The following is an 18,876-nucleotide window of genomic DNA, read 5'->3' as shown; positions in this document are numbered from 1 at the left end:
TCGTGGGTGTCTTGTTGCCTCGTGCGGGATACGCAGAATGCGTCGCCGATCCTCAGTGGTTACCGAAAACCCCAGCTCCGACGTTTGATCGGCCGCCCCCCCATCCGGAGCCTGACTGCGTCTTCTACAAGCCAGCCTGGCAGAACTTTTTGTTCGCAGCCCGGCCCACGAACGGAAGTCCGGCCTTCTTGTCTTATTCGACCATCGGCGACGTCTTCGGGCCTGCCGTCGCACCAACGTTCGCGGCTAAAAGGCTGAACTTGCTGGCCTTGGCACCGCGCGCGCTAAAAGGATCGAATGATCCTACGACCGACACGCCGCGGCTTCCGGGACCGAACAGCGCAACGTCGATAAACGCGGGCGTGCGCCAGGCGGGTTTCGCCGGGCTTCTAATCGATCAAGGCGGCCAACCGATTTTCTACGCGATCCATATGAACCAGACCTTCGCTGACTTTGTCCGGTCGAACCAGTTGACCACCAAGGCCGCCGTCGAGAACGCCGACCCAAACCTCGAACTCCCGAAAGGAGCGGTTGAGCTGAAATCGGCTTGGCGGGTCGTCCCAAAGGGAAACGTTCCCGCGCACTACATCACAGTCGAGGCGAGTGTCCCAACCTTGAAGCGCAACGGACAGCTCCTAGAAGTCGACGAAACTGCCCCACCGCGGAGCGAGACCGTCGCGCTGCTCGCCCTCCACGTGGTCTTTATACCAGACGGGCATCCGGAATTCGTTTGGGCGACGTTCGAGCACGTCGACGCGAACGGCACGCGCGACCTCGCACCAGCCGCCGCTTCCCAACCATCTCCCGATAACGGACTGCCCGGCGGCGTGGATGGCCCGGTCAAGGCGCAAGACTTCGTTTTATACAAGGGTGGCACTCTTGCTTCCGCGGCAAATCAGTTCTTGACGGACGCCATAATGGCATCGTCGTTCGACGAGAGGAGCCAGACGTTTCTCAGCGGCGGCAAGCCGCTACAAACGTCGATTTATCGCATGTTTCCTGGATCGAAATCCGTTGGCGCCGGGACGGATGAAGACGAAGATATCGTGGATCTCAACAAGTCCATGACGTCGCTTTTCGCGCAGAATGCGCCGAACGATCCGCGCCGCAATTACCGACTCGTCGGTGCGATCTGGATGGACAAGCCCGAGCGCTTTGCGGCCGGCATGAAGATTGAAAATCCGGCAGGCATGACCACGGACGATCCTGCGGCGGTCGTCGCCGGTGAAGACGGCCTCTCCAGCATGGCCATGGAGTCCTTCACTCAGAACAGTTTCGTGAACTGTTTCAGTTGTCACGATACCCGCGTCGTAAAGGATCTGAACGGCAACGTCGTCCTGAAGGCGAAGAAACTGAACGTCAGTCACATATTCTCTAAGTTCGTCATCGATTCAAAGTAGCCGCGAGGGAGAGGAAAATGGGTTTCGGGCGAGTGAAGGAAATTCTCGATCAAGGTATGGCGACGTGGCAGCAAGCCAACGGGGAAGCCGATCTCAGTGGCCACGGTGCCAGTTTCAAATGGGATACGAAGGCAAACCTGCTCGCAGCGATCGGGCACGGAAAGCGCCTAATCCAACCTGAGCTGATCGGGCACGACGGAGCGAGTACGAATCTGGTCGTGGATCTGCGAACGGGTATCAGCAGCCCCGCGCTTCGGATGCCCAAGGGCGGTCCGTTCATACCCGACCCTGAAGTCCTCGAGATCGTCGACTGGATCAATCAAGGATGCCCCGATTGAATGTAGCGCATCGCGCCCGTTGCCGGGGTCCGACCGCGGAAAAACGATGGAGGTCACGCGCCGCAGGACGATATTGATGTATGCTGCAGCACGTGGCTCGCCCGAGATATTGGTCGAAGCGGCCACACGAGCTCAGACCGGTACCGTGCGGATATGCCAGACATCCAATTCAAGCCTGATATCGCTGCCGAGCCAAGTGGCGTCCAATGACCTCGTCCATTGCTGGGCGATAAGCAAGGAACGGTGCATGCGCCCTGTCCTGCAGCGGACGCCAGACTGTTCCGAGCATCGTCAGCTCAAAGGCCACAGGCTTGTCAGCTGAGCTACCCTCCCAAATGAGTTCGAACTTCTGCAGCGCAGCTCGCTTCTCACGTAGATGATCATCCCTGCCATATATTGCGGAAAACAATTATGCTCATTCTTGATCGAACCAATCGTTCGCCCCGCGAACCACCCGTGCTCCACATGGGCTTAGCCACGAGCACGAACAGCAGGTGAAACAAAGCGGCAAGACGGAGCACTAGGGCATCGCGTTTTAGGGCTATTTGCCCGCACCTCCTAACGCCAGCACACTATTCTTCGCTATTGCAATTTTGGCGTGATTGCTATCTGTTGATGCTTTAACAACTTTACATTGCTGGGCTCATTTTTTAGAGGGGCTTCGATGAAAAGGCCGTCAAAGAGCGGTTCTCGCGGAAAGAAAGCAGCTGCCAAAAGGCGTATATTTAAAGCGGCTCGCAAAAAAAAGGGCGCCACACGAAAAACCGCAGCGAAGAAGAAGGCTGCAACCACAGCGCAGGTACGCGCGGCAGTACCAGAGCGCATGGGAGCGCTCGGTTGCTGCACGATCAAGCCTCCGGGCGAGGCAGACTTTCATATTCCTCATCTCACAAAGAAAGACTGCTGCGAGCGGGCGAGAGCCTTGGGCGCGGTGTGCCACTGGAGACCGGGTGAGTGCGCTTAGGGTTAGTGCGATAAACGCACTTGCAACTAATTGTTGGGGGGGGCAAGCGATTGCATTACGCGTACCGATTTCCTCTAACCCTCATTTTACTTGGCGCGTGCTCCGGCTGTGCCGTCCCCCGTTACGACGTTCCTTATGACAAGGCAGGCCAGCCAACAGTTGCGTCGATCGTAGCTCGAGTTCAATGCGAGATTCGGGATATGGTTCGGGATGATCGACCTACTGATCCCGTGACGTTCAGTCGAAATTTCTTGCTGGATGGTGACTACGATGTAGAGGTGTCGTTATCACTCGATGTAAATGATACCGGCGGCCTTACACCTAGCCTTTCCTATGTAACCCCGCTGGCTGCTGCTGCCACTACGCTGACCGTTGCTGGCAGCGCCAATTTGAGCGAATCGCGCGAGCACAATTTCACCGAAAACATTCAGCTTTCGACTCGGAAGATTTTCCTGGACTGGAAGAACGGCGTCGATCCTCATGAATGCCCGCTTGTTGCGGACACCCCCCTCGCCGGAACGCTTGGCATTATCGACATGGTCGCAATGGCTAACAGCACCGCAGATTTGGACGAAAGTCGCAAGCTGACAGACGCGGGAGTTTTTGGCGGCTCAATCCAATTCGTGGTCACAAAGAAGATTACCGCGACAGGACCGACGTGGACGCTTGTGAGATTCAATAACATCTCTGCACTAGCAGATTTTTCTCAGGTGAACACAGACAAAATCACTCTCGCCTTCGCACTTGGTCCCAACGTCGGAAAGCCGATGCGCGTAGCGAGAGCGCGTAACCGCTACAATCCGTACGCACATGATTTCTTACAGCAGCTTCTAACAAGCTCAATCAATACTCAACTCACTAGGTTGCAGAACACGCTTCGCTGATTCAACAAGGCCATTAGGAGGCTGCGATGATGCCGTTTGCTACGGTCGCAGAGATCGAAGAAGCGGCAAGAGGCAAGAACCATACAAGAGGCGTACGATGGTCATTTGCATCCGGTCAATTGCGACCGGCCATAACAGATAGAGTTATAAAGAAGACGATGCTCGGCCTAGCCAAGAAGTTCGGGCCGGGGGGCATCAATATGGCGATCGACCTTTTTGGCGCGACGTTTGCGGGATGAATTTCAGCAACGATCGCCTGTGAGACTGGCAAGGATGTGACTTCGGCCATCTTTTGTCCAACTGCCAGATTGCAAGATCGTGGGAAGGCACTTCTCGCCGTACCGCTACAAAGTCGAAAGCTGTTCGTGCAACTCAAACGCGCTCATGCGCTTTTGGCAGACATTATTATCTGCCGTGGGCAGTATCATGCCGAGATCCTTGCTCCCGGAGCAATCAAGTTTGGGCCGAGGTTATTTGACTCCAGTAACGAAAATGGGTCATCGAATCTCACCCGTCGCTCACGGCGCCCAACAGCCTCTTGCGTCTGGCGTTCGCGAGATTTTTCGCGAATGTGAACCAAGCCACAAAGGCCCGCACCTCAAAACGATAAAGATGCGAAACTACCAGTTGTAGCGCACGGCTCTTGAACCCAGCCGCGGACGATCATTCCACCAAGTGATTGAGGGAGAATGTCCATGAGCGATCGCAAGGTCTTTACAGACAGCGTCACCGAATTGCCCACCCAGCCCGGAGTGACCAAGAGTGGCCTAATGGTGGCTCACGCAAGGAGCGACACCCGCAATGAAACGATGGAATTGCTCTTTTCACTCGAGATGCCTGACAAGGACGATCTGGAAAAGCGTGTTGCTGAGGGCGAGGTACTATCTGCCGAGCAATTGAGTCAGAAGTACCGACCCAAAAAGGCCGACGTTGACGCGCTCAAATCTTGGTTGACCGAACAAGGTTTCACCGTCGTCGGCGAGAGCCCGGGCGACACCGGAATATACGCCAAGGCCACTGTCGGTCAGATCGAACAAAGCCTGGGCGTCCAAATGGTGAAGGTTACGAAACAAGGAATAACCTACACCGCCGCACAAAACGCGCCGAGCCTCCCCATGTCCGTCGGCGCACCCGTCCATGCTATCATCGGCCTGCAACCATTCCGTCACGCTCACAAGCACATGGCGCGCAAGCTTGTGCACGGCAACCGCGTCACTCTGGATCGGCACGGGCTCCCCTCGCCAAATATCGCCAATTCTCCACCATATCTGGTTACCGAGATTCTCCATGCGTACAATGCGAACGCGTTGGGCGTCACCGGCGCAGGCCAGACGATTGCGATATTGATAGACACTTTCCCAAATGATCACGACATCACTGAGTTTTGGAAAGCAAACGGGATCGCCGTCGACCTGACAAGGATCGGCAGGATCAAGGTGGGCGCTGGCCATCTGCCCGCCCCCGAGGGAGAGGAGACGCTGGATGTCTCGTGGACCAGCGGAATCGCGCCTGGAGCGAAGATTAAAATCTACGCGACCGGTTCACTTCAGTTTGTGGCGCTCGATCGGGCCCTCGATCGGATCATTGCGGACGCATCGAACGATCCGAGCCTCAGACAGTTGTCAATAAGCCTTGGACTGGGTGAAACTTTCATGGGAGGCCCAAACGGCGAAGTGGCCACCCAGCATCAGAAATTCCTCAGACTCGCTGCATTGGGTGTAAATGTCTTCGTGTCGAGCGGCGACGCCGGCTCCAATCCGAACAGCGACGGGCAAACCCCAAACGGCCCGCTTCAGGCGGAATATGCAGCCTCGGATACGGCAGTCGTTGCGGTCGGCGGGACCAGCTTGAGGCTCGCACCAGGGGACGGGTCCGTTGCTCAAGAGGATGGCTGGCCGGGCAGCGGGGGCGGTGACAGCATCTTCTTCACCCGCCCAATCTGGCAAACAGGCAAAGGCGTACCGACCGGAAGCAAAAGGTCGGTACCTGATGTGAGTGCGGCCGCCGATCCGAATGAAGGAGCGTTTCTGGTCTTGCACGGACAGCCCACCGGAATTGGTGGAACAAGCTGGGCTGCGCCAGTTTGGGCGGGTTTTTGCGCTCTCATCAATGAGTCACGCCAAAAAGCCGGACTACCCTCGCTTCCTTATTTGAATCCGCTTATTTATCCACTCAATGGCACTGGTTGCTTCCGGGACATTACAGCCGGCAGCAATGGCGAATTCAGGGGCGGGACTGGCTATGACCGCGTCACCGGTTTGGGGGCGCCGGACGTCAAGCAATTGATCGCTGCGTTGACGCAAGCACCAGTGCAGGCATCCGTCGCAGCGTAGAAGCTACACGATGGAGCAAGCTACGGCTCACATCTGCCAATTCGCGAGACCGATGCAGAGCTGGCTTTAAGCGACCAGCCCTGCATCGTTTCCTAACCCGACTCTAAAGCAGCAGCAAACAATTCTGTACCACGCAGTTTCGTGACACCATGGGCAGGCTTGATAATCTGTCTAGCTTGGCAGAAAAGGGCACCAAGCTCGCAGGTTTTATCGTCTCTGTCATCGCGGTACGCTTAGTCATACTTCCGTTCTTTGCTTGCCTCTTTTCCATTGAAGGTAACGGCCTTCCGAGAACCGACGTCGCACCTAGTCGGTAGGGGTGCCTAAGAGACCAAAACAGCCGCCTCGTGCGGGCGTAGTTCACGGTTAGAACGGCAGCTTCCCAATCTTTTGAAGCCTCTCCACCGTTCCACATGGTGTCCGTAAACTCCTTGTTTTGCAGTGGTTTCCGCGACTCGCCCCTCGTATACTCCGGCCATGGTTATCCGCCTCAATCCACGTGAAAGGCATGCCAACTCGTGCCAATTTTTGGACTCACAGATCTCACCGTTCAGTCACTGAAGCCCGGACTGTACCTGGACCGGAAGACGAGCTTCACCTTGTTCCTCGAGGACGGGCGCGTGTGCCTCTCCAACAATGCCGCCGAGCGAGGGCTGAGGGGCATTGCTCTTGGCCGAAAGTCCTGGCTGTTCTGCGGCTCCGATCGCGGCGGACGGCGTGCGGCGGCCATGTACAGCCTGATCGTCACGGCAAAAATGAACGGCATCGACCCGCAGGTGTGGCTGGCCGATGTCCTTGCTCGCATCGCCACCCACCCGGCTCATCGCCTGGACGAGCTCCTGCCCTGGAATTGGACACCGGCATCAACACTCTCCGCTCAAGCAGCATGACCACGCACGTCAACAAGGTCCATCACGTCACCACCCTCGCCAAGGTCGCCAAAGATCTCGGCCAAGATGAAGATTGGCTGTGGGACATCGCCAACGAGATGGAAATCGAAGATGGCGTCATCTGGATCTATGGCGTCGGAGAAGACGGCGTCCAGGCGTTCACCGACTTCGGCATCGACAACCTGATCGAACTCATCAAGTTCTACAAAGAAAACCCTGAACTGCTCAGGCGGTGACGCTGCGGCCTACGCCGAACGGATACGCTTGTGCCCGCCTCCGCTCCGACGCTGAGCATGGTCGAAAGGACGGCGGCCTTGAACAGCATACCCCAATGATTATCGACCTCGTCCTCGAGGCCAGCGTAACCACCGGTGTCGGCTCCCGGCGGGCGCTCCAGCGCGCTCGAGCTACCATTTGGCATGATGATGCGGGCCCAGACCAGGAGGATTCGGCTTTGGCCGAACGCCACAGAACTATCGTACTGGCCGATCAGCTTGGCGGCTGCGCACACAATTTCATTCCACCCGATAACGGGTTAGTTCAACAAGCATTCAGTCGTCGTAGGGAGCCAGCGTAGAGCAGAGAAAAGATACTGGCTGCATAGAAGGCCGATGACGCGGATCTGCGAACAGTCTTTGCAACGGAGCTATCGCTACAGGCGGGCTTGAGTGTGACTCATCGACAACGAAGCCCCGGCGCATCGCAATGCCGAGTTTCCGTGATTGACCGGCGCTCAAGAGGCCTCGCTCGTTCGGCTTAATGTGATCTGCTATTCAGGGCACACCTTGAGGCGCTATGCGGCCGGCAATCCGACGTTAGTGCGGGCATCTTCGTATGCAAGTTTCGATGCGCTCCAAGGATTTTCCATGCATTATTCGTCGTCTCTATCGCGCGGGCTGCCTGCAGGTCCGTCCGCGTCGGATGGATACAAACCTCATTCATGTAGCCATCCGGTAAGGGCGATTCGAGCGCCGCGCGCATAGGGCGGCACATACAGTACGGAATGTGGTCGCGGCACCGCGAACAATAAGAGAGTATTGTAAGTCGGTGGAAGGCATATGGGTAGATCATGATCGCTCCAAAAGGCAGTTTGTCCACCCCAGTCATTGTCCCATTGTGTTGTGAGATTGAGAGAGTAGGCTACCTTTCGAATTCCCGGTGTTCCAGGCGGCTGCTTATCGGTATGCGTCGTTAGAAAATGTCCGCCCTCAAAGCGCGAAGCAAACCCGTCGACATGGATAAACTCGCCATGCCCGGTCGCATCTGCAACAATGCGTCGGAATCTCGTGCCAGTCAGGTATTCAGCAATTGTGCGAAGAACACCAGCGGCGCAACCATCACGCAGTCGTTCCACGAGCGGATAGCTCTTGAATAAATACTGGAAGGATGCATTGGAACTGTACGGCTGGCGCCCGTCAGGACGAGAGCGCTCCCAATCCTTCCAGTCGAGACAGATCGGCGTTCCATCCGGGGCAATAGATACAACCGACCATGCATCGAACGACTGGAGAACTTCCGACGCAGCCGCGGCTGCATCAGGCGCCAGAAAATCCACTATCCTCGCAGATCCGAATGCCTGGAATTCCGCTCGAATTTCAGCTCGACGTTCTATGGTCAAATCGCATTCAGAAATTCGCACCACCGAGTTACTCCTCACGGAGCAGCCGCTATCGCCGCAAGATTGCGGCGATAGCCGGAGACAATGGGACATGGAACTTTACGACGCCTTGGCCTTCAGCGAAACGATCTTGCCAAGCTTGCGATCCTCTGTCTTATCAATCCATTCCGATATGAGAGACCGAAGTTGGGGCCTTGAATTTCCGACATAGTCTTTCAACGCCTTCCAATTATTCCCTGCGAGAAACTGCCGGATTCTGGCAGTCTCCTCAGACGAGAGCGGAATGTCCATGTGGAATTCCAAAACCGTTTCATCTGCTGGTGTGGCGTAGTCTGTCTTGAGGATCAGGTTTGGTACTGATGAGCCCATTTGCTAGCTCCTGTCTTTCCTGCGAGCTTCGTTTTGGCCATCGCGGCCAAGTAGGGTTGTAGATGGTTTGAGCCTCGCAAGACCCTCCAAGAGTTGGTAGAGTCGATGACCTGCGACGGGCTGGCGCAATGAAGTCAGCCCGATTCAAGAACTAGCAGGTCATCGAGATTACACAACAAGAGGAGCGGCAGCGGCGACGGCCGGTGTCTGCCACCAAGCACGGGATCTTCAGCGCGACCTTCTACAAGGTGGAAAGCCAATACGGTGGCTTGGACGTGTCGGACGCCAAGCGTGGCCGGGACGGCGCTCTAGAAGCGCCCATGCTCTAGGACCTTGAAGAAGAACGATAGTGGCGGAAACCGCAAGGCGAGAGGCTGGTGCACCCCTAGGTGAGCGAACGGCGGAAGTGCAAAGTCCCACGTCAGTGCGCTATCGCGGCGGGCGAGTTGATGAGGCAGTCGTACATACCCCTGCGCGAACTGGCGGCAATCCGCGGGCGGTTCCGCTACAATCGCCTTCTCACAGTAATTCGTCATGCGACCGAACATGCGGCAAGCACCGATGAGGCCCCAAGCAGACACTCAAATTCAATTGATTTCGCTTAACTGGGAGATCGTGCGCCACTTTTGCGACACAAGGGTAGAGGCATGAATATTCGCGAAGTAAGACAACTGTATGCCCGGCAGATACTTGCCATGGTCGGAGCAGATAGGGACAAGAAATTAGAAAAGGCATTTTCGGCTGTTCCGCGAGAACACTTTCTTGTAGGCCGTCGGTGGCACGCGGTCACTCCATGGGCTCCTCATTTGCGTTTGCAGACGAACGACCCCACACTTCTTTACCAAGATGTTGTCATCTCCCTTGATCCAAAACGCGGAGTTAACAATGGTAGTCCGTCGCTTCACGCCTGGCTGATGCACAGAGTCGGACCACTAACAGGGGCGACCGTTGTCCACGTAGGCGCGGGAACGGGGTATTTCAGCGCCATTCTTGCCGAACTAGTCGGCAAAAAGGGGCGAGTGTTGGCTATCGAATACGACAAGTCATTGGCGAAATTCGCAAGGGAGAACCTGAGACTTTGGGGAAACGTTGAAGTTTTGAATGCCGACGGCAAGAACTGCGCGCTTCCATTGGCTGATCTCATTTACGTCAACTTTGCGGTAAGCCGACCAGCTGTCACCTGGATCGAAAATCTGAAAGAGGGCGGACGTCTTCTATTTCCTCTTGGAACTCCCGAAGCGGAAGCCCGGTTTGTAGGACGACATGCGATGCATGCTGTCGCATTGTTAGTCAGACGTCGGAGAAAGGAGTTTGCAGCGGAGGCATTGCGCGAGGTGTCATTTGTTTTCGCTGAAGGAACCGATGCTGCTGTCGGAGCGTCTGAGGAAAGACGGTTGAGGAAAGCACTTGCCTCCAAGGGATGGCAGAACGTTTCAACCCTCTATTGGAAGCAACGGGCGAAGGGACGATGTTGGTATGTTGCTAAGGATTGGGCATTAGGCGTCAAGAGCTGAAACCCGCCGCACTATCCGAACACCTCGCGGATTTTGGCGCCGCGGACGCTCTGCGCCCAGGGCTAATTAGATACTTGCAATTGGTTTAGTATCTGGATTCAGATGCGTAGCTGCGAACGCTCCAAATGGAGCTGCTCGATGTGCTAGAATCTTCTGAGGGCAGCGCGCAATTGGCTGGGCATAGGTTGTCTCGTGCTTTCGCTTCAACTGTGCAAGGCGCAGGACTTGATCGCGGAAGGATATTTAGGCGTGAGCCTCTGTTTCACCCACGCTTTGAGCGACGCCGCAAGCCAGGAATGATCGTATCCGACCATGGCACCGAAGTCACCTGCAACGCCATGCTGGCTTGGTGTAAGGACGCAGCCATCGATTGGCACGTCATCGCACCGGGAAAGCCCGTGCAGAACGGCTTCGTCGAGAGCTTCAACGGCCGGATGCGCGATGAGCTACTCAACGAGACTCTATTCTTCGATCTCGACGACGCCCGCGCCAAAATCACCAATTGGGTCGCCGACTACAATCTCCAGCGTCCCCACTCGTCCCTGAAATACGTGACCCCCGCGGCCTACGCCGCCCACCTCACCGCAACGGACGATCGGCTGCGCAACCCCGACCAGCTCCGCAAATCGTCCGTTGTTCAACCGCGCCACTTGGCATACAAAACCCCGAGACTCTAGCTGCCGCTGGATGACAATTCAGTGGCGGGTCAAGTCGGCACCAATTCAGGCTGTTGCGGCGATGACCTGCGTTTGGTCCGCTTGGCGACGTCAATGCTCCTTACGAACTGCATGCTGTTTGGCTTCGTGGCAGTTGAGCACACACGACGGAAACAGAGCGCCGAGGAGACAGTTATGCGTCTCTGCGCTTTCAGACTGCAAGCCGTAAATTCCGGATGGCTATTTTTACCTCGCCATGAGTGCGCGAAACTGAATGCCACGCTCGACTACAGATCATAAGCCGGGATCTTTTTCCTTATGGGTTTGACTGTCGCAACGGATCAAAGCCGCCGATTTCAGCATACTCGACCGATATCGCCTTTGGCTTGTGGCCACCGATCTGGCTGGGTTCAACGCTGCCGGTCTCGTCGCCTCCTTCAACCAGTCAATCGCCGTGCTGCTGGCCACCCCAAACTGTTTGGCGGCCCGATTGCGGGACCAACCCGCCCTCAATCGCGACTACCACACGCTTTCGAAAATCCAATAATATGGCTTGCCCATGCCCATCCATCCGGCCTCCTATCCAGCCAGCATGGTAAATCAGGAAACGCGCTGATTCGAGATTCCCGAATCGATTCAGACTAGCTCCATCTGCTTTTGGTTGTCACCGGTCCAGGCTGAAGCCATCGCCCCAACAGAAGAATCCCACGAGCGCGCCGCCCAACTCCATAAGGATGCATAATCTCAGTGCACGAGAGCTACATCACATGACATATCCTCAACACATAGATGAGGATACGTGGATACTCGTTCAATTGTCGGCAATAGGCACACTGATGTTTACATGCCTTTGGCGCAAGTGCGTGCGAGCATCAGACCAATCGCGCGCCTTATGAACACAGCGGACGGCACGGGCCTAGTTGCCCGGAGCATAGTCGCCGCGACAACGCTGTGGTCGTTTGGGGCGTTCCTCGCGCGGCACGACGTGTGAGCCTTCGCGCCTCACTCCTGTTCCATCACCGTCGGTGTCAAGGCGCTTCTAGCAAACTTCTTCAGCGGCATTGGCTTGCCGAACAGGTGGCCCTGGACGAGGTCAAAACCGAGCTCGCTCACGGCCGTCAGATCAGCTCCGCTCTCGATGCCTTCAGCGACGGCTCGCGCGCCGTAGCCGTGTGCGAGCTCGACGATGTGCCGGCACACCATGCGTCTTAGCCGGTCATTACCGCAGCCGGCCACGAATTGCCGGTCGGCTTTCAACTTGATGAAGGGAATTTTGTCCAGTCCCATCAGCTCCGGCCAGTTGGCGCCCAGATTGTCGATCGACAGACCGATATTGTGGAAGCTCATTTCGCGAGCGATCTCGGTCAAAAACTCGAGGTCGTGGATCGCCTCATCGCTGGCGATCTCAATCGTCAGCCCGCCAAAGGCGGGATGCACCGGCATCCGGCGGCAGAGGTCGCGGACGGCCTGCGGCTTTCTCAGATATGGCGCCGGTAGGTTGATCGATAGATCGACCGCGCTCTGCCGTTCCAAGAGGTGATGCCAGTCCTGCAGGGCGCGCTCGATCACGAACTCGGACAAGTCGCTGAAATATGGATCGTGTCCCTCCGGAATGAAAAAGGCTGGCTGGACCGCGCCCCAGGTTGGGTGTCGCATGCGCACCTTCGCCTCGGCACCGCGGCGAACCAGCGAGCGCGCGTCAATTTTCGACTGGTACCAGAGCTCCAGCCAGCCCCCATGCAGCGCCTCGCCGACATGCACCGCCGGGCTCGGGGCCCGCTCCTCGGGCAGCAGCATCGCGACGCGCTCGCGGAGTGTGTCCGCGGCAAAGGGCGTCGTGAGCGGCGGCAACATCCCAAGCCCATATTCCAGGCCGACCTGCTGTACGGCCTTCACGATAATCGACTCTCGGGCGCCGACAGCGAGAACCTTGCCCTCGAATCCAGTGCGTACGAGGACTTCCAGGAATTGGCCAGGCTCAACGCGATCGGCGGCAATGCCAAGCAGGACCAGGTCCGGCAGATCGGCGGCGAGTATAGCTTGCAGCTCGCTCGCACTGCTGCATTCGCTGGTGACGAAGCCGAGATCCTCTAGCACCTCACTCATGAAAGCGCGCAGATGGAGCTTGCTGTCCACCACGCACACACGCGGCGTCATCTTGCGCCGTCCAAAAGTCTTCAGCCTCGGTCCGGCAATCTCACCGCTCACATTGTCCATCGCAAACCACTCACCGTTTCGCGGCGGTGTGTTAACAGCGCGGCGGGCTAAAATATGGAGAACATCAGCATGATTGTTGAATAGTCCGGGTAACCTTAAAGCGGCCATTATTCGTAAAATCTTCTGGAATGCTTTGGCAAAATGTTTACGCTTACCTCCATCCCGCGCTTTCGCGCCCCGTAACCATCCACGTAAACGCGCGCGCGAGCACGAGCGCAATGCTTGGGACGCACCAAGCTTGGCTCGCCGACGTCCTGGCACGTATCGCGGCACATCCCTCCAACGGCTCGACGAACTTTTGCGCTGGAATTGGCGCGGCCAAAGCAATTCAACCAAGCAGCCTGAGTAACCGCTACGCCGTCCTCACCGGATGCATACTCGAGGCCGGTGGGCCACAGTTCGTTTTGACCTCGAAATACGCGCCGCGGTCAAGCAGCTAAGGCCAGCGGCATCAATCTTTCGCTCGTAGCGCACGCTAATGCGCGTCAAGGGTCCCGATCTAGTATGTCGACTGTCTCGCCATATCGCTCGCGGGCAGCCGGCATCCATATGTCGAGACTCGGCTCCTCAATTATCTCGTTAATGATCGAGATTACGAATTCGCTGCCGGTGAGTTGCACGTGCATCAAGTCGTCAGCCGCATCCGCCACAACGTGAGCGTACGTAGCGGGAGCAGGTGGTAGTCTCCGGAGGCTCTTTCGCTTCTCAGATCTCAGCCGTCTTTCAGAGTCCCGTTGGGGCACCTTCTCCGGCATCAACTGATTACTCACCTCCTCGACGATGCCATCGTGCGGCCGTAGCATGTTGATTGAGAGAAGGGGCAGGAAGGCCCTGACAAGCTCCAATCCGACATCGAGGCCTCCGAAAATCACACGCCATATGTTCGACGAGTCGTGCTCAAAGAAGCCCCGCCCTCTGTAAAAATAGCGTCCGGGGACGGTCACGTAATCTATGTGGTCGGTGCGAGCGGAATTGTCGAGTAGAGGGCGAAGGATACGATCTACTCGGGTAAGGTCAAAAACTCCGACTTTTTTCGGTCGAACACCCCACAGCTGACCAATGACGCCGCGGCTCATTTGCGCCAATATAGTCAGCGTCGCCGTCCGGAAAGCGCCTTGATTGGGGGTCCCCAGCAGGAACAGCGTGCGCACAAACGGAAGCTTTTGCGAGAGGCATGCGTACCGTGCGACGACCCCGCCCATGCTATGAGCGACCACAACAACGTGATCGGCATCGTTAAAGTGCTCACGTAAGGCCTTCGCAAGATATCTGCCGTTGTCCGCGATGGGCTCGTTGAAGTCGTAATCTACGTAATAAAACCTGCAGTTCGGCCTCCCGACTGCCAGTTTTGCCTGGCAGTTGGCGTAGGTTGTATGATCCGACAGTATCCCGTGAACAAACACGACCGCTTTAATCGGCGAGGCAGCGTATTTATCGGCCAAAGGGGCGGGCCCGCCAGTCGACCACTCGCGAATGACGCCCGATCTTAGATCTCGCGGGATTTTAGGCATCACGCATCCCACCCGGAAACGAAAAGTTGGACTTCAGGTTGTCCGGCGCTGGACAACTCTTCGAAGAGCGCCCAAGTATTTATTCGAATGAGCATCCGCTCAGGTTTGAGATAGACGTCGCCAGCGAGCGGAAGGAATGTGGTCTTGTTGTTATCACCCGTCCGCAGGGCAAGGAATAGAGCCAGGTCCTCCTCACGGAATTGCAGGCTCCCGTCTGTGCACACAGGACCGTCAGGGGTGCTGAGCCGGTTCTGATTCTTCAGGTTGAAGTATACGAATTCCTGAATCAGTGACGCGCGATCTTGCCCGCCAGACGATGCATTCGATTCCGCTATGCCTCGGCTCACCTTCATCCATGGCGATCCCAAGACGACGATCTCATTGCCGCCGAGTGTCACATTCTCGCTCAACGCCTTATCGAATGCTTCGCGCGACTGCTCGCCCTCGGACCAGGGCGCAGCTAGGACTGGCAGTCGAAAAATGTCGCCGCCGATGCGCGCGGAGCTGATGACGGCCGCTCGCTCTTGCGTTGCACCCTGCTCGATCTGTTGCAAGCGAGTGCGAAATGAGGGGAATTGCTCCTCTAAAAACTGCAACAGCAGCGGAAGCTTGACCTGCTCGAGGGAATCTTTTGGAACGTCGAGCGTCGCGAGCATGGCCACCAGGTAGTGAAATCGTGAGCGGAGATAGGAGCTTTCTTGAAGGGCGATGATCGTCTCCAGCGTGCGGGCGTCGGTTAACACCTGCGCGACCGTGCCAAATCCTGGTTGATCAGATCGTCCCTTGGCGGCCTGATCCTCAAATACCGTTATGAGATAAATGAGCGCCGAAAACAGCTCAAGATCGCGTCTCTGGAGAAACAGTGGTGAGTGCCCGTAAGCGGAATTCCGCTCGTATCGATACATTCCGGCTTTGATGTCGGCTCGTCCATTGAGCGGATCCTGAAATCCTGTTTGAGGATTCGTGCTCAGAGACATTTGGCGGGCTGGAATGCGATTGTTGTAGCGAGCGGCTGCTTCGTAAATTGCCCATTCCGATCGTGCGCGAATGTCCCAGCGAAAGCATTCGCCATTCGGTACAAAATCGAGGACAGCTCGTTGAATCAGCGCATTCTGAGACGGCAGTCCGGAATGGCTGATATCGAGATCACTGAACGGCGGAGCGAGCGCAAAAAGGTCCTCAACGTCATTGAGGACCGCGGACGTAAGATCATTCTCGCCCGCTGCTTTCACGAGCCTCGTTACAGCGCCGCCGAATAGGGTTATGTCGAGGTTGTGCTGGTTACATACTCGGCCCAGCTTACTGAACATAGGAATATCAAGCAGTGATGCCATGTTAACCCCAACCGGCAGTCTCACTGACTACTGTAACGCGATAAATATGCCGGAGCTTACCTGAGTGGTATTGTCGCTGCAAGCCGAGACAGGCATTGTGCGTCGCGAGACTTAGTTGGACAGTCGCTACCTGGCATGGCATGGCGGATGAATGCCCCGCGTGAAAGTACCTTCCAAGCCGTGCATCTGCTAAATCACATCAGCGCCGGACACGCCGGCGCCATCACTTGCGACGGGCATGGTGACGCGTTCACGCTAGTCGGAATAACCATTGCTCAATTGCAAGCACATCAGAACGATTTCCATTTCGTCTGATGGGTATGGTTCAGCTAATAAGGCAGGCCTCTCCATACTTCGTCTATCTCGCTCCGTCATGTATTGACGTTGAGGGTCCGTAAATTCGCTTTGCTGGATGAAGACGGAGTGGGTCTCTTCTATGCAGATCGGTGATACATGCATGGCTTTCGACTAAGTACATCAAGTCACCATAGCTCCCGAGGAAATCGAAAAGTTCAGTATGCGTCGCACCGCTCGTGTTTTGCCATCAACCTCCACAAAGCACCTTTGTATCCCCGCGTTGAAATGACTGCTCAACGTAAGCATGTCTCCTGCGTTGTGGGACCGAGGATCACTCATTATTTGCTTCAATTGACAGACATGGTGACGAACTTCCGATCAAGACGGGCGAACAAAGACTCACGTGGCGTGAGGCGCGATAATTGCAGGGACAGTGACGTCGCTTTCAGTGAGCCGGAAGGAAAGCTTTTCCGTCGCAGAAAGCAACAGCTGGTTTAGCGAAACGCCCGATCCAGATAAGCGTCGCGACGCGCTTGAGTAACGGCATCAAGCGCACCATCAAAGGGCAAGAAAAGCAGCCGATCCGATTGCTTCACCTTCGGGCGCAGATCGTTGCACTGACTGGCACCATACGCCAGCTTGAGCAGGCCGGATTCGATACGGCGGAGACGCGACACCTCGTCGGCAGGCGTCGGGCGGAGCTGAAAGGCATGTCGCGTCGGTAAGCTAGGCGCGAGACTTGAGGACTTTTTCCAGGGCCGCAACGAGCTCTGCGCGCTTTTCCTTCGATAGCTTGTCGAGATTCTGCTGACGCCATTTGACGGCAGGCAGATCGGCGGCGGCGGGGATGCCGAGGAGATCCCAATCAGGCTCGCCGCGCTCGAACGATACGAGAAATTTCCGGTGAGCCTCTGGCATCTTACCGACAATTTCTTCGACCAGGGTCTTGCGCGCGGCAACCAGCTCGTCCTTTGAAACGGGCTTGTCCGTCATTCCTTCGAAGCCGTGGAGAAATTCATCGCTGATATCTTTTTGCGGCGAGCCAAGTACCTCGAACATCGGCCTGTCGTGACTCAAGAGATAGACGATGAAGGCCTTGCGGAGTTCATCGGTAATTCCCTCATTGGCCAGCAGGTCGCGAATATCAAACAAATCACGCGGATGCTGCCGATCCAAAGCGGCGACAATTTTTCCGCCATAGAGGTCAGCAAAAGAGACCGTGCGAGCCTCAGCGAAACCAAACGCCTCTTCGACGGCGGGACGCACCGAAGTCACGACCGGCTCGAAGACGCAGCCACGCAGCACAGGCGTGACTTCAATCTTGATCTGGACGTTCTGTGAGCGAACCACCAGTTTGACGATCGTGCCCTCTTTACGGGCCTCATGGACCTGCGCCCCGGGGATCTTCTCTTTAATCTCTGCAACGGTGCGCTTCATGGCTGCATCGATGTCGGAAAGGGATTCAGCTCGCGGCGCGACAGGAATATAGGTTAGATCGATATCGACCGAGAGGCGCGGCAGGTCGCGGACGAAAAGATTGATCGCGGTGCCGCCTTTCAGGGCGAAGCATTTCTCTTCGGCGACAAATGGGAGAACGCGCAGCAACAGCGCGACCTGCTTTTTGTAAGCATCAGCGAACGCCATGAAGATCTCCCGGCACCGTTATCTGATAGGTCGGATCGAGAACACCACCTTTGACGAGCATGCGTTTACCATGCCCAAGATCGACGGCTTGCTTGTTAAGCCGTTTGAGCCAGGCATGGTTGTGACGGTCGGCGAAGTAAAAGAAGAGACGCTTCACCTTAACGCTTGCGCAATCCTTCAGGAGTTTTTGCAAGCGATCGGGGCGAAGATTGGCAAGGCCACCGAGTAGGGCATCGACCTGTTCGAAGCTTTCGTTGTTGGGCAATTCGTCGAGCAGTTCGAAAACGGCGCGCTCGGGCGTCGACAGGGTTAGAGGCCAGTCCCATTGGCCCCAGTTCAGTTGAGTTACGTCGCCTCCCCGAAAAGCCGTATCATCGAGCATCTTCCCGGTTTCGACATTCCAGCGGACACTGCTTATGCCCTTCGCGACGGGTTCGTTTTTGAAGAGCCGCCGGTCGTTGTGGTAGACGAACTTCACGGACAGCGGCAGCTTGTTCACCCAGGATGGCGGAGACTTGGGGCCGTAGAGGTGAACGCGAGTCGTCTCTTGCGGCAGGTAGTGAGCGTATCCTTGTAATTCGAGCGCCGTTCGCCCGCCCACGACGAGCGGTGAATAGTTCAGGATGCCCTGCAGGGATATGACGACCTGCTGCCAGCTCAATTCGTAGCGCGGTCGCCGGAAAACCCCGCGGGTTGGCTGTTCGAGCCAGCCACGCGTCACATACAGATGTTGGAGCTGGGTGGAGTAGCCGTGCCGCTTGAGCCAGGCGGAATCCACGACAAGCCCCTCAGGCAGGAGCTTGTCCAGCTGGTTTAGGAGTTGGCCCTTTTGTCTACCCATGATTGATATAATAGCATACTTTCAAACCCTGGGATAGTTTGAAATTGTCTATACTAATCAACCATA

16 protein-coding genes and 3 pseudogenes are annotated in these 18,876 nt (G+C 56.4%); 10 read left to right on the top strand and 9 right to left on the bottom strand.

The features are described from left to right. The first annotated feature begins 188 nt into the window (after positions 1 to 188). On the top strand, positions 189 to 1,400 hold the full coding sequence (locus tag FOM02_RS35775; RefSeq protein WP_265440771.1) for a hypothetical protein: 1,212 nt from the start codon (positions 189 to 191) through the stop codon (positions 1,398 to 1,400). 17 nt (positions 1,401 to 1,417) lie between these two features. Beyond that, positions 1,418 to 1,738, top strand: coding sequence for a hypothetical protein (locus tag FOM02_RS35770; RefSeq protein WP_027564844.1), 321 nt, complete (start codon positions 1,418 to 1,420; stop codon positions 1,736 to 1,738). A 582-nt stretch (positions 1,739 to 2,320) separates the two neighbouring features. On the opposite strand, the gene FOM02_RS35765 is transcribed toward FOM02_RS35770, so the two are convergent. Continuing rightward, positions 2,321 to 2,584 (bottom strand): hypothetical protein, encoded by a 264-nt coding sequence (locus FOM02_RS35765; RefSeq protein WP_265440770.1) that lies wholly within the window; start codon positions 2,582 to 2,584, stop codon positions 2,321 to 2,323. A 369-nt stretch (positions 2,585 to 2,953) separates the two neighbouring features. On the opposite strand from FOM02_RS35765, the gene FOM02_RS35760 reads away from it, so the two are divergent. The 5 genes and pseudogenes from FOM02_RS35760 (at position 2,954) to FOM02_RS35740 (ending at position 7,045) form a co-directional block, all read left to right on the top strand. After that, positions 2,954 to 3,586: a hypothetical protein gene (locus FOM02_RS35760; RefSeq protein WP_028146425.1), complete on the top strand. Its 633-nt coding sequence runs from the start codon at positions 2,954 to 2,956 to the stop codon at positions 3,584 to 3,586. A gap of 26 nt (positions 3,587 to 3,612) precedes the next feature. Beyond that, positions 3,613 to 3,825, top strand: coding sequence for a hypothetical protein (locus FOM02_RS35755; RefSeq protein WP_265440769.1), 213 nt, complete (start codon positions 3,613 to 3,615; stop codon positions 3,823 to 3,825). Between the two features lie 456 nt (positions 3,826 to 4,281). Then, a complete protein-coding gene (locus tag FOM02_RS35750) occupies positions 4,282 to 5,919 on the top strand; it encodes a S53 family peptidase (RefSeq protein WP_265440768.1) in 1,638 nt (545 codons plus the stop codon). A 575-nt stretch (positions 5,920 to 6,494) separates the two neighbouring features. After that, positions 6,495 to 6,809, top strand: a pseudogene (locus tag FOM02_RS35745) (transposase domain-containing protein); the annotation flags it as partial. Continuing rightward, positions 6,806 to 7,045, top strand: coding sequence for a hypothetical protein (locus FOM02_RS35740; protein ID WP_265440767.1), 240 nt, complete (start codon positions 6,806 to 6,808; stop codon positions 7,043 to 7,045). The pseudogene FOM02_RS35745 and the gene FOM02_RS35740, both read left to right, overlap by 4 nt. 20 nt (positions 7,046 to 7,065) lie before the next feature. Here FOM02_RS35740 and FOM02_RS35735 read toward each other — a convergent pair. From FOM02_RS35735 to FOM02_RS35725, 3 genes and pseudogenes are all read right to left on the bottom strand, one after another. Next, positions 7,066 to 7,308: pseudogene (locus FOM02_RS35735) on the bottom strand (TrbI/VirB10 family protein); the annotation flags it as partial. Between the two features lie 435 nt (positions 7,309 to 7,743). Next, positions 7,744 to 8,451: a 2OG-Fe(II) oxygenase gene (locus FOM02_RS35730; protein ID WP_265440766.1), complete on the bottom strand. Its 708-nt coding sequence runs from the start codon at positions 8,449 to 8,451 to the stop codon at positions 7,744 to 7,746. Positions 8,452 to 8,526: 75 nt separating this feature from the next. After that, on the bottom strand, positions 8,527 to 8,796 hold the full coding sequence (locus FOM02_RS35725) for a hypothetical protein (RefSeq protein ID WP_265440765.1): 270 nt from the start codon (positions 8,794 to 8,796) through the stop codon (positions 8,527 to 8,529). 647 nt (positions 8,797 to 9,443) lie between these two features. On the opposite strand from FOM02_RS35725, the gene FOM02_RS35720 reads away from it, so the two are divergent. After that, on the top strand, positions 9,444 to 10,310 hold the full coding sequence (locus FOM02_RS35720) for a protein-L-isoaspartate O-methyltransferase family protein (protein WP_265440764.1): 867 nt from the start codon (positions 9,444 to 9,446) through the stop codon (positions 10,308 to 10,310). Positions 10,311 to 10,588: 278 nt separating this feature from the next. Continuing rightward, positions 10,589 to 11,001, top strand: a pseudogene (locus FOM02_RS35715) (integrase core domain-containing protein); the annotation flags it as partial. Positions 11,002 to 11,968: 967 nt separating this feature from the next. Here FOM02_RS35715 and FOM02_RS35710 read toward each other — a convergent pair. From FOM02_RS35710 to FOM02_RS35700, 3 genes are all read right to left on the bottom strand, one after another. After that, positions 11,969 to 13,123 (bottom strand): EAL domain-containing protein, encoded by a 1,155-nt coding sequence (locus FOM02_RS35710; protein WP_416207733.1) that lies wholly within the window; start codon positions 13,121 to 13,123, stop codon positions 11,969 to 11,971. 545 nt (positions 13,124 to 13,668) lie between these two features. Next, positions 13,669 to 14,625: an esterase/lipase family protein gene (locus FOM02_RS35705; protein ID WP_265440763.1), complete on the bottom strand. Its 957-nt coding sequence runs from the start codon at positions 14,623 to 14,625 to the stop codon at positions 13,669 to 13,671. Positions 14,626 to 14,693: 68 nt separating this feature from the next. Continuing rightward, positions 14,694 to 16,028, bottom strand: a complete 1,335-nt coding sequence (locus tag FOM02_RS35700) for a hypothetical protein (protein WP_265440762.1) — start codon at positions 16,026 to 16,028, stop codon at positions 14,694 to 14,696. 830 nt (positions 16,029 to 16,858) lie between these two features. Here FOM02_RS35700 and FOM02_RS35695 point away from each other — a divergent pair. Continuing rightward, complete coding sequence (locus FOM02_RS35695) at positions 16,859 to 17,050, top strand: hypothetical protein (RefSeq protein ID WP_265440761.1); 192 nt, start codon at positions 16,859 to 16,861, stop codon at positions 17,048 to 17,050. Between the two features lies 1 nt (position 17,051). On the opposite strand, the gene FOM02_RS35690 is transcribed toward FOM02_RS35695, so the two are convergent. Together FOM02_RS35690 and FOM02_RS35685 are read right to left on the bottom strand one after the other, a co-directional pair. Then, a complete protein-coding gene (locus FOM02_RS35690; protein WP_265440760.1) occupies positions 17,052 to 17,969 on the bottom strand; it encodes a nucleotidyl transferase AbiEii/AbiGii toxin family protein in 918 nt (305 codons plus the stop codon). Next, positions 17,956 to 18,810, bottom strand: a complete 855-nt coding sequence (locus FOM02_RS35685) for a type IV toxin-antitoxin system AbiEi family antitoxin domain-containing protein (RefSeq protein WP_265440759.1) — start codon at positions 18,808 to 18,810, stop codon at positions 17,956 to 17,958. The genes FOM02_RS35690 and FOM02_RS35685 overlap by 14 nt, the downstream gene beginning before the upstream one ends. Between the last annotated feature and the right edge of the window lie 66 nt (positions 18,811 to 18,876).

This window comes from Bradyrhizobium sp. SEMIA (assembly GCF_014844175.1).
In the GTDB taxonomy this organism is placed as follows: domain Bacteria; phylum Pseudomonadota; class Alphaproteobacteria; order Rhizobiales; family Xanthobacteraceae; genus Bradyrhizobium; species Bradyrhizobium arachidis.
Note: the sequence above shows the minus strand (reverse complement) of the source record. Positions and strands in the feature narration are given on the sequence as shown.